The 10,988-nt window shown below is 68.2% G+C and carries 11 protein-coding genes; 1 reads left to right on the forward strand and 10 read right to left on the reverse strand.

Going from position 1 to position 10,988, the window contains the following annotated elements; translation table 11 throughout:
- From HOP12_04400 to HOP12_04425, 6 genes are all read right to left on the reverse strand, one after another.
- Positions 1-1,353 (reverse strand): S41 family peptidase (locus tag HOP12_04400; GenBank protein ID NOT33394.1); only part of this gene is annotated, 1,353 nt, incomplete at its 3' end.
- 137 nt (positions 1,354-1,490) lie between these two features.
- Complete coding sequence (tmk, locus tag HOP12_04405) at positions 1,491-2,150, reverse strand: dTMP kinase (GenBank protein ID NOT33395.1); 660 nt, start codon at positions 2,148-2,150, stop codon at positions 1,491-1,493.
- Between the two features lie 17 nt (positions 2,151-2,167).
- Entirely contained in the window at positions 2,168-3,448 is a 1,281-nt protein-coding gene (locus HOP12_04410; GenBank protein ID NOT33396.1) for an inositol-3-phosphate synthase, read from the reverse strand.
- Positions 3,449-3,486: 38 nt separating this feature from the next.
- A complete protein-coding gene (locus HOP12_04415; GenBank protein NOT33397.1) occupies positions 3,487-4,224 on the reverse strand; it encodes a CDP-alcohol phosphatidyltransferase family protein in 738 nt (245 codons plus the stop codon).
- A gap of 2 nt (positions 4,225-4,226) precedes the next feature.
- On the reverse strand, positions 4,227-4,970 hold the full coding sequence (gene rsmI / locus HOP12_04420) for a 16S rRNA (cytidine(1402)-2'-O)-methyltransferase (GenBank protein NOT33398.1): 744 nt from the start codon (positions 4,968-4,970) through the stop codon (positions 4,227-4,229).
- A gap of 78 nt (positions 4,971-5,048) precedes the next feature.
- Positions 5,049-6,107 (reverse strand): aminotransferase class I/II-fold pyridoxal phosphate-dependent enzyme, encoded by a 1,059-nt coding sequence (locus HOP12_04425; GenBank protein NOT33399.1) that lies wholly within the window; start codon positions 6,105-6,107, stop codon positions 5,049-5,051.
- 257 nt (positions 6,108-6,364) lie between these two features.
- Here HOP12_04425 and HOP12_04430 point away from each other — a divergent pair, with 257 nt between their 5' ends.
- On the forward strand, positions 6,365-7,057 hold the full coding sequence (locus HOP12_04430) for a zinc metallopeptidase (GenBank protein ID NOT33400.1): 693 nt from the start codon (positions 6,365-6,367) through the stop codon (positions 7,055-7,057).
- 72 nt (positions 7,058-7,129) lie between these two features.
- On the opposite strand, the gene HOP12_04435 is transcribed toward HOP12_04430, so the two are convergent.
- The 4 genes from HOP12_04435 to HOP12_04450 all read right to left on the reverse strand — a co-directional run bounded on the left by HOP12_04435 (position 7,130) and on the right by HOP12_04450 (position 10,680).
- The gene (locus HOP12_04435) at positions 7,130-7,408 is read right to left on the reverse strand and encodes an integration host factor subunit beta (GenBank protein NOT33401.1); all 279 of its coding nucleotides are present in this window, start codon (positions 7,406-7,408) and stop codon (positions 7,130-7,132) included.
- Positions 7,409-7,528: 120 nt separating this feature from the next.
- Positions 7,529-8,509 (reverse strand): ketol-acid reductoisomerase, encoded by a 981-nt coding sequence (gene ilvC / locus HOP12_04440; GenBank protein NOT33402.1) that lies wholly within the window; start codon positions 8,507-8,509, stop codon positions 7,529-7,531.
- A 22-nt stretch (positions 8,510-8,531) separates the two neighbouring features.
- The gene (locus tag HOP12_04445) at positions 8,532-9,980 is read right to left on the reverse strand and encodes a tetratricopeptide repeat protein (protein NOT33403.1); all 1,449 of its coding nucleotides are present in this window, start codon (positions 9,978-9,980) and stop codon (positions 8,532-8,534) included.
- A 16-nt stretch (positions 9,981-9,996) separates the two neighbouring features.
- Positions 9,997-10,680: an HD domain-containing protein gene (locus HOP12_04450; protein NOT33404.1), complete on the reverse strand. Its 684-nt coding sequence runs from the start codon at positions 10,678-10,680 to the stop codon at positions 9,997-9,999.
- Between the last annotated feature and the right edge of the window lie 308 nt (positions 10,681-10,988).

The raw sequence follows: 10,988 nt of genomic DNA on the forward strand, positions 1-10,988 counted from the left end.
GGCGCGCACCTCATCGTCGAGGGGGTGGCCGAACTTCCACTCCGGATGACGCGTCACCCACACGTTTGCAAACCGGAACGCGAGGCCGCGCGACTCGACGCGGCGCGCAAGCCCGCGCAGCGTGTCGGCAGTCACGGTTACGTCGGGGCGGATGCCGCCGCCGCCGTAGACGGGGCGGCCGGACGCGGTTCGGAACATTTCGGCCGGAGTCGAGTCGGCCACCACCGGGCGTGCCGGGGCGTCGTCGCCGAACACGGCGTCGTCGCCGAGCGCCAGCAGCGAGTCGAGCAGGCGTTCACTTGCGGCGCTGTTGATCGAGCGACCGCTCGGCGTGTAGTAGCGCGCAGTCGTCAGCTTGAGCGCGCCCCCGCCGCGCAGCGGGAATACGCTCTGCACCAGTCCCTTGCCGAAGCTGGTCTCACCGATCACCAGTGCGCGATCGAGATCCTGAAGCGCACCGGCCACGATTTCGGAGGCTGAAGCGCTGCCACGATCGATCAGCACCACCATCGGCCACGCCAGTTCGGGCCGCTGGCCGGTGGCCGGATGCGTGGTGTCGGAGCCCTTCATGCGGCCGTGCGTCGAAACCAGCGGCGTCCCCGCCTTCACGAACTGCTCCGCAACGTCGACGGCCTGATCGAGCAGCCCGCCGGGGTTGCCGCGCAGATCGAGCACCAGTCGAGTGGCGCCCTCGCGGTGCAGCCGGTCGAGCGCCAGCCGCACCTCGCCACCCGCGTCCTCGGAGAAATCCGACAGTCGCACGTAGCCGATGCGCGGCGCCGCGATGAATGCGTAAGGAACGCTGCGGGTCGTGATCACGCGGCGCTCGATCGCGAACTCGCGATCATCGGACTCGCCCTCGCGACGCACGCTGATCTGCACGTGGGTGCCGGGCTCTCCGCGCAGCCGCTGCGCGACCGCTTCGAGTCCGAGCCCCATCGTGTTCGCACCTTCGACGCGCACGATCAAGTCGCCGGTCTGCAACCCGAGCGTCCACGCCGGTCCGCCTTCGATCGGGGAGATCACGACCGGCAGCTCGTCGCGAATGCCGACCACCAGCCCCACGCCGCCGTACTCGCCATGCGTGGTGGCCTGCAGGTCCTCGTACGAACGGCGGTCGAGATACTGCGAATACGGATCGAGGCCGCGCGTCAGCCCCTCGAGCGCGCCCTTCATGAGCGAGTCGGACTCGACCTGATCGACGTAGCTCGAACGCACGCGCTGCAGCACTTCGATGAATTGATCGACGTTCGAGTACAGATCGCGCCCGGTCGCGCGCCCACGGCCCACCCACCAGCCGAGAACGAACAGCGCCACCAGGAACGCGGCGATTGCGAAGCGACGACGGATCAAGACGCTCTCCCGGACGACCGCGTGAGACCGCGTGCGCCACGAGGGCCACGGATGCGACCGTCGGGGAGTGACGGCTCGGAACGCGGTCGGAATGCGCGGCGGCGGCGCTCCGCGCGGGCGGCGACTATAGCACAGCCCTAGGCGCGCACCGGGCCGCGGCGACGCGACTCGACGGCACTCCACACCGCGACTTCGAGCGTGTCCGGCGCGGCGCTGGCATCGAGCACCAGCCATCGAGCCGGCTCGGCTGCGGCCAGTTCGAGGTAGCGGGCGCGGACCCGGCGATGGAACTCGAGCGACTCCGCGTCGATGCGGTTGGACGAACCGGCGACTCCGGTGCGGCGCGCGAGCCCGACCTCGGGATCGAGGTCGAAGTAGAGCGTCAGGTCGGGCACCAGCCCGCCGGTCGCCGCGCGGTTCCAGCCCTCGAGTAATCCCGCATCGAGGCCGCGACCGCCGCCCTGATACGCGAGCGTCGAGTCCGCGTAGCGATCGCACAGCACGACGCGTCCGGATTCGAGCGCGGGGCGGAGCACCTTCTCGACCAGGTCGGCACGCGCCGCCACCATCAGCAGCGCTTCGGCGAGCCGTGTGGGTCCCGGCTCCCGCGCTCCGCCGCGCCGTTCGGGCCGCTCGAGCAGCAGCGCCCGGATGCCTTCGGCGACCGCAGTTCCGCCGGGCTCGCGCGTCACCACCGGATCGATGCCGAGTGATTGCAGTCGCGCCGCGAGCCGCGCGATCTGCGTGGACTTGCCGGAGCCGTCACCACCTTCGAAGGAGACGAACAGCCCCGGCATTTCCCGGTCCTTTCCGCTCAGCGGGCGCGTGCGGGCTTGGCGCGACGCACGGTCCGACGACGTGCGGGCTTCGCGCGTGCCGCAGCCGCGCGGGCGGGCCTGGCGGTCGGCCGCGCCTTGCGAGTCGTGCTCGGCGCCCCGTTCATCGACGGCGCGGTCGCCCCTGCCACCATCTTGCTCTCGCGTTTCACCGTCGGCGCGTTCTCGCGCAGCAGCTTCTCGGTGCCCTTCGGATCCTTGATGAAGCGCTCGGTCATCAGGCGCGCGTCATCGTCCGGGATCTGCACCGGCGGCGACTTCTTGAAGTAGGACGACGGCGCGATCAGCGCGCCCTTCAGGCCGTGTTCGAGTCCGATCTTGGCACACCGCACCGCGTCGATCACGACACCGGCGGAGTTCGGCGAGTCCCACACTTCGAGTTTGAGTTCGAGGTTGAGCGGCACGTCCCCGAACGTGGTGCCTTCCATTCGGATGTGACACCACTTGCGATCCTTCAACCACGGAATGTAGTCGCTGGGTCCGACGTGCACGTCGTCGTCCGGAAGCCCGTACGGAATGATGCTGGTGACCGCCGAGGTCTTGGAGATCTTCTTCGACTCGAGCCGTTCGCGCTCCAGCATGTTGAGGAAGTCGGTGTTGCCGCCGAAGTTGATCTGGTAGGTCCGGTCGATGCGCACGCCGCGCTCGACGAACAGACGCGACAGCACGCGATGCGTGATGGTGGCGCCGACCTGAGACTTGATGTCGTCACCGATCACCGGCAGGCCCTTCTTCTCGAAGCGCTGCTGCCAGTACTTCTCGCGCGCGATGAACACCGGAATGCAGTTCACGAATGCGCAGCCGGCTTCGAGCACCTGCTCGACGTACCACTTGGTCGCTTCCTCGGAGCCGACCGGCAGGTAGTTCACCACCACGTCGGTCCTGGTGTCCTTGAGCAACTTCACGATGTCGACGGTCGAGCCGGGCGCCTTGTGGATGATCTGCGACAGGTATTTGCCGAGGCCGTCGTGCGTCATGCCGCGCTGCACCTTGATGCCGGTCTTCGGAACCTTCGCGAACGCCAGCGTGTTGTTCGGCCATTCGAGGATCGCATCGGCCACGTCCTTGCCGACCTTGTTGCGGTCCACGTCGATCGCGGCCACCACTTCGACGTCGCGCACGTGGTAACCGCCGAGATTCACGTGCATGAGGCCCGGAATCCGGTCGTTCTCCTTGGCGTTGCGGTAGTAGTGCAGCCCTTGCACGAACGACGAGGCGCAGTTGCCCACCCCGATGATGGCGACGCGCACCTTGCCCATGTCTCCTGCCTCCTTGAGGTCCGGGTCAGCTCGCCCGGTTATCGATCCATCCCCGCCGTGCGGGTGATTTTCCAGACGTGCGCCACGCGCTGAATCGCGGTGGCGGACGACAACAGCGCCAGGATGATCAGCGCGGCCGGCATGACCGGGCCAACGCCGAACAGTCCGGCGACGATGAGGAGCACCATGCGTTCGGGTCGCTCGAACCAGCCGACCTTGCAATCGAGCCCGAGCCCTTCGGCGCGTGCCCGGGTGTAGGACACCATGAACGACCCGATCAGCGCCAGCACCGCGATCATGGCGATCCGTGCCCACACCACCGGCTCGAGATCCCGGGTGATCTCCATCACCGCCCGCGGCGGATCGATCACCAGCTCCACCAGATGGATGATGTAGAACCCGCCGATGCCGGCCAGCACCAGGGCGTCGGCGAGCCGGTCCAGCGTCGAGTCCAGAAACGCGCCGAAGCGCGTCGACATGCCGTCGCGGCGGGCGATCTGGCCGTCGAGGATGTCGCAGATGCCCGAGAGGATCAGCAGCAGCGAGCCGAGTCGGAACATGCCCTCGAAGAACGCGAGCGCCGCCGCGACGCTGAGCAGCAGCCCGAGAACCGTGACCTGATCGGGCCGCGCGCCGGTCGCCACGAGCAGATTCACGACCGGATCGAGCGCACCATGAGCGAAGCGCTTGAGCCGATCCTTGAATCGCGGCGGAGCCTCGCCGGCATCGGGCCGTTCGTCCGGGTCGGTTGCGGTCGCGGGGTCACGCGATGCCACGTTCAGTCGCCCTCCTCGATTCCGTGCTCGCGGCTCGCGCGCGAAGCGCGCGTCCGGCCGCCGAGCACCAGCACCATCTCACCCCGGCGGCGCTCCGCCGTGAGTCGTTCACGCACCTCGCGTGCGGTTCCTCGCAACACTTCCTCGAATGTCTTGGTCAGCTCGCGCGCGAGCGCGATCGGGCGCTCGCCCCACACCGCTTCGAGGTCCTCGAGCGTCGCCTCGATGCGGTGCGGCGACTCGAATGCCACCTGCGTTTCGCGCCGCTCCGCGTATTCCGCGAGCCGCTTGCGGCGCGCCACCGACTTGGGCGGCAGGAAACCCACGAACGTGAATGCATCGGTCGGCAGACCGCTGACCTGCAGCGCCGCAATCACCGCACTCGGCCCCACGATGCTCTCGACCCGCAGCCCGGCCTCGACCGCGGCCCTCACCAACGGATACCCCGGATCGGCGATTCCCGGCGAACCTGCGTCGGTCACCAGCGCGAGCGACTCCCCGGCCTGCAGTCGTTCGATCATGCGCGGCAAGCGGGCGCGCTCGTTGTGCTCGAACAGGCTGGTGAGCGGCGCCTGAATGCCGAGATGTTCGAGCAGCTTGCGGGTATGGCGCGTGTCCTCCGCCGCGATCCGGGTCACCGACCCGAGCACCTTCACGGCGCGCCGGGTGATGTCGTCGAGGTTTCCGATCGGCGTCGCAACGAGATAGAGGGTTCCCTCCCGTACGGGAGAGTCGTTGGCGGTCACTCGGCGGGCTCGCGAGGTGTCGTGTGGGACCCGCCTGAAAAAGCGCGGCGGGACGTTAGCATGGGGGTGTCGGAGCGTCTACCCCGCGGCATGGACTGCGCCCCCCGCGACCGCGCGCCACGCCGCGATCGCCTGCTCGACGCCGGCGTCGTCGACGTCGAGATGTGCGATCGCCCGCAGCCGGCGGGTGCCGAACGGAACCATCCAGACGCCGCGCTCCGCCAGGCCCTCGAGAACCGTGGTCGGATCGAGCGCCGGATGCTCCAGCTCCACGATCACGATGTTGGTGTCGGGCTCCGGGACCCGCACTCCCGGCGTCTCGCGAAACCCGGCCGCCAGCGAACGCGCGCGGCGATGATCGTCGGCGAGCCGCTCGACGTGATGATCCAGCGCGTGCAGGCATGCCGCGGCGAGGATGCCGACCTGCCGCATCGCGCCGCCCCAGCGCTTGCGCACCCGCCGCGCAGCCAGCATGCGCTCGGCCGGTCCGATCAGGATCGAGCCGATCGGCGCACCGAGACCCTTGGAGAAGCACATCATCACGGTGTCGGCGATCGCGGCCCATTCTCGGATCGGAATGCCGCTGGCGACGCTGGCGTTCCACAGTCGCGCACCGTCGAGATGCACGCCGAGCCCGCGCGACCGCGCCACCTCGGAGAGCGAACGCAGCTCGGCGAGCGGCACCACCACGCCGCCGGCGCGATTGTGCGTGTTCTCGACGCACACCAGACGCACCCGCGCGACGTGCTCGTCCTCACCGCGCAGCGCCGCGGTCAGATCCGCGACCGCGAGCGCACCGCGAGCTCCGGCGACCGTGTGCGCCAGCACGCCGCTGTTGGCCGCGAGGCCGCCCTGCTCGTAGAGGAAGATGTGAGACTCGCGCTCCATCACCGCCGCGTCGCCGGGGCCGGCCGCGGTTGCGATCGCGAGCTGATTCCCCATCGTGCCGCTCGGGACGTACACGGCGGCTTCCTTTCCGCTCAGCTCCGCGACCCGGCGCTCGAGGGCCTGAACGGTCGGGTCGTCGCCGAACACGTCGTCGCCGACCACCGCTTCGGCCATGGCCCGGCGCATCGCCGGTGTGGGGCGCGTGACGGTGTCGCTGCGGAGGTCGACGATCGGAGAGGTCGGGCTCATGGTGGAAGCGCCGGGCGCGCAACGCGGCCGCCGTTCGGGCGGCATGCTCGCGCAAATCGTAGCCTCGCGCCAGTGCTCGACCGGCGCGCTGCGAAACCGCTCGGAACGGTCGCGGTGACAAGGGCAGGTCAAGCGGTACCCGCCACCACACCGTGACGAAACGAACCCGCCCGAGCTGCGTCTATACTGCCGACGCACGCGGGTCCCGCTCGAGCGAAGGTCGCCGGCCGGTCCGCACCCAGGAGGCTCGAAGCCACATGTTCGGATACTTCGACAAGACCATGCTGCTGCTGCTCCCCGCGCTGGCGTTCGCCATGTGGGCCCAGTGGAAGGTGCAGAACACTTATCAGAAGTTCTCGCGCGTGCGGGCCGCGAACGGGATGACCGGGCGGCAGATGGCAGAGACCATCATGCGGCGCAACGGCGTCGAGGACGTCGCGATCGAAGAGGTCGGTGGCGTGCTGAGCGATCACTATGACCCGCGCGCGAAGAAAGTCCGGCTGTCGTCTCACAACTTCCGAGACGGCTCGATCGCTTCGATCGCGGTCGCGGCGCACGAGGTCGGACACGTGCTCCAGCACGCTCAAGGTTACGCGCCGCTCGCGATCCGCAGCGCGGTCGCGCCGGTTGCGAGCTTTGGAAGCATGGCGGCGTTCCCGCTGTTCTTCATCGGCTTCGTGTTCGGCAACGGGCGGCTGCTGTGGCTCGCCGACATCGGCATTCTGTTCTTCGCCGGCGCGGTGTTGTTCCACCTCGTCACGCTGCCGGTCGAGTTCGATGCCTCGAAGCGCGCGCTCGCTCAGCTGCAGACCACCGGCGCGATCGCGCCTCAGGAAGTGGCGGGCGCCAAGCAGGTGCTCGATGCCGCCGCACTCACCTACGTGGCGGCGGCCGCCATGGCCGCACTCCAGCTCCTGCGCATGGTGCTGCTCCGCAACAGTCGCAACTAGCGGTCGCGCAGGACTCGAAAACGAAGCGGCGCGGCGATCGATCGCCGCGCCGCTTCGCTATCGGTGCTCAGGTCAGCCCTGCGCGACCATGTCCTTCAGTTCCTTCGAAACCTTGAAGACCGGGACCTTGCGGGGCGGTACCGGAACCGCTTCGCCGGTGCGCGGATTGCGCGCGATCCGAGACTTGCGGTCCTTCACCCGGAAGGTGCCGAAACCGCGGATTTCGATGTGGTGGCCGTTGGCGAGCGCCCGGGCCACCGCGTCGAGAAACTTGTCGACGGTCTCAGCCACGTCTTTTTTCGTGAGTCCGGTGCGCTCCGAGATCTGGTCGACGATATCCGCCTTGGTCATTGCTTCCTCCTGAACGTGCCGGCGGCACCGGATCCCCCGGGTCTCGGGCACGAAGACGACTTGATCGCGGGGCAGGCTAGCACGCGGGCGAATCCTGTCAATGGCCTTTTGGACAACGCCTTACGACTCCGGCAGGCGCAGCGCCCGACGTCGCGCCTGCTCGATCGGATGAGCGCGGGAAGCAGCCAGACCGGCGGCGAGAAGCGGCTTGCCGCGCGCAGCCTCCGCGCCCCATTCGCGCGCGAATGCCCCATTACGGATCTGGTCGAGAATCCGATGCATCTCGGCGCGTGAGCTCGCGCCGATCACGCGCGGGCCGCGCGTCAGATCGCCGAACAGCGCGGTCGCGCTGATCCCCTCGCGCACTCCGGTCACCCCGCGATCTCTCAGCATGTCGGCGAGTGCGGCGAGCTGCTGGACGCACTCGAGGTAAGCGATCTCCGGCGAATAGCCGGCCTCGACCAGGGTCTCGAATGCAGCCGTGACCAGCGCGTTCATCCCGCCGCACAGCACCACCTGCTCGCCGAACAGGTCGACTTCGGTCTCTTCGCGCACCGTGGTGCGGATCAGTGTCGCGCGCCCGCACCCGATCGCGTAAGCGTACGCTTCGGCCACCTGCCAGGCGGAGCCGCTCGCGTCCTGGTGCACCGCGAGATACGCCGGCAGCCCCGCGCCTGCCACGAAGCGCTCGCGCAGGACCGCGCCGGGGCCGGTCGGCGAGACCAGCACCGCGTCGGTCGCCGCCCCGAACGTGAGCGCCCCGTAGAGCAGGTTATAGCCGTGCGCGAACACCACCGCGTGCGCCCGCTCGAGCGGCGGGCCGAGTTCGTGCCACAGCTCCGGCACCACTTCATCGGGAAGCAGCATCGCGACGGTCGCCGCCCGCGTCACCGCTTCGCCGAGCGCGAGCGGGGCGAACCCGTGTGCGACCGCACGCTCGAACGCCGCATGCCCGGCGCGCGCGCCCACCACCACCTCGAGGCCGGCGTCACGCAGATTGAGCGCGTGCGCTTCGCCTTGATGGCCGTAGCCCAGAATGGCGACCGGCCCGCGCCGGAGCAGCGCCAGGTCTTCGTGCGCTCCGGTGCGGGCCGGATTCATGAGCGTTCGAGCCCGGAGGCCGTTAGTTCTTCTTCGGCGCGGCCGAGACGCCCCAACTCGCCTTCGAGACCAGCTGTCCGCCGCCGAATGTGAACGCGGTCTGCTTCGCGAAGTAGACCCAGGTCTCGTACTTCTGGCTGTCCTGCTGCCATGCGAACACCTTTTCCGGCGCGCCGTCGGTCGAGAGGGTCTTCGCCGCCGTCGTTCCGGCCGGCGCGGCCTTTGCCGCCGCCGCGGGATCCGCCGCCGCGACGCCCTTGTCCATCGCCAGGTACAGCATCAGGTGTTCGGTGGCGCGTGCGTTGTTGCCGCACTTGGAGTAGATCGCCCCGAGCTGACGATGCAGATTCTTGAGGTCCGGCTTGAGCTGCACCGCCTTGAGCACGGCGACTGCAGCGTCGTCGCAGCGCTTGACCTCGACCAGGCATGCGCCGAGCGAGGACAGCGCCTCGTGATCGTTGGGGCGCAACCGGGACGTCGCCTCCCAGTACTCGACCGCTTTCGGATAGTCGGACGCGAACTGATAGGCGAGTGCGGCGTTGAACGTCAGATCCGCGTCGCCCTTGCGGTTCCCCGACGCACGCGCGTAGTTGTCGGCCGCGAGCTTGAACTGAGCCTTGCGCCCCTCTTCATTGTCCTTGAGCGCCTGCGCGCGCTTGAAGTAGAGATCGGCGAGCGACATCGCGTGGTCCGCGCTGGCGGGTTCGGCCGCGATCAGTTCCTTCAGGTAGCTCTCGGCCTCGTCGAGCTTCTGCTCGTCGACCAGCTGATTCGCGCGATTGATGCGAACCGAGCGCAGGCTCTGCTGCAGCATCGTGTCGCTCGGGGCGAGTGCCAGCGCCTCGCGGAACTTGCTCTCGGCCTTCATGAATTCGCAGCGAAATGCATACAGCGAGCCGAGGTTTCGCAGCGTGTTCGAGTCGGCGGGACGCATCGCCGCGGCACGCATCAGGCCCAGTTCGGCTGACTCGTAGCTCTTGGCGGCCTCACCACGCAGCGTCTCGTCGGCCTCGTTCGCCGGCTTCTTGCAGAAGTCGGGGTACACGTCGCGCGCCGCGTTCATCTTGCCGATGCCGTCGTTGAGCCACCGGACCCAGTACGAGTTCCGGTTGTCGGTCCACTGGGAGACTTTCTTCTTGTCGCCCTTGGCCTCGAGGCCCTTGATGCCGATGTCGAACCACTTGCCCGACGGTCCGGCGCTGTCGAGCTCGGCGTAGGCCCAGCCGAGGTAGCAGATCGCTTCGGAATCCTCGGCGTCCTCGGCCGCGCACTGCTCGAGCTGCTGGATCGCCTTGTTCATCTGGCGCAGGTAGTCCTCGGTGTTGCCCTTCTCCTTGTCGCGCAGCCCGCCGACCACGTACTGGATGCCACCCGCGCAATGAGGATTGCGAGCCTCGGCGACGCGCGGCAGCAGCGCCGCGCACAGCGCCAGGCTCGTCAGGGCGAGGACGACTCGGTTGCGGAACGTCATCACCGCGAATTCCTCCCTAAGTGAGGCGATTCCCATTGACCGCGAGCCCGAACTGACAGCCGAGGTATTGGGCCGCCTTGCGTGACGCGAGCATCCGCGTCATGAAGATCTCGAAGTACTCCATCACCTGCGAGATCGAGGTGTCGATGCTGAGTTCGAGCGTGATGAGTTTGCGCGCCTCGTCGACGTTCAGAAAGCTCTTCTCGACCGCGTAGTTCACGCGATCGTGGATGTCGAACTTGATCATGTCGGGGTTGCGCACCCGGGTGCGGTGCACGTCGCTCTTGTCGGCCAGGATCACCGCCGCCGACACCGGACTCACCGGGTCGCCGTCGTTCTCGTGATGATTGCCGATCGCGCCCATGATGCGGACGATTTCGAGGTCCGGCATGCCCATTCCCGTCAGGATCTGCATCGCCATCGCCGCCCCCGACTGGGCGTGGTGATCGCGATTGATCGCGTTGCCCATGTCGTGCAGGTAACCCGCGATCGCAGCCAGCTCGCACTCGCGCTCGGCATGACCGAGGCGCTTGAGCGTGTTGAACGCGATGTGGGCCACCAGCCCGACGTGGCGCTCTCCGTGTTCGGTGTAGCCGATCTCCGCCAGTGCCTCGTCCGCCTTGCGGACGAACACCTTGACTCTCGGATCCTCCCTCACCCGCTCGAACGTGATGACCGGGGCGTCCGCCGGCACCGACATCGAAGTGCCGCTGGTGACGGGCGCCATGCGGCGACGAGCCGAGGATTCGAGCGTCATGTCGAAGAGTTCCTAATGCGGAAAGGGTGCCAAGGCCCGCGTGAGGCCCGGAGACGGAGAGCGGCGGCGATCTTGGCCCCTAACTCCGCGATGCGTCAAGCCTTCAGGCGTTCGAGGTCGGATTGCGTTTTCGTGACGATTCGACGCGGGTGTGACGGGTTCGCGATGGTGTGATGGCGTCGCGACGGCTCGCGGCGAAGCGCTCACAGCACGTCGATCGGATCGACGTCCGCCACCACCCGCACGCTCGC

It is taken from the genome of Candidatus Eisenbacteria bacterium (assembly GCA_013140805.1).
Taxonomy (GTDB): domain Bacteria; phylum Eisenbacteria; class RBG-16-71-46; order RBG-16-71-46; family RBG-16-71-46; genus JABFRW01.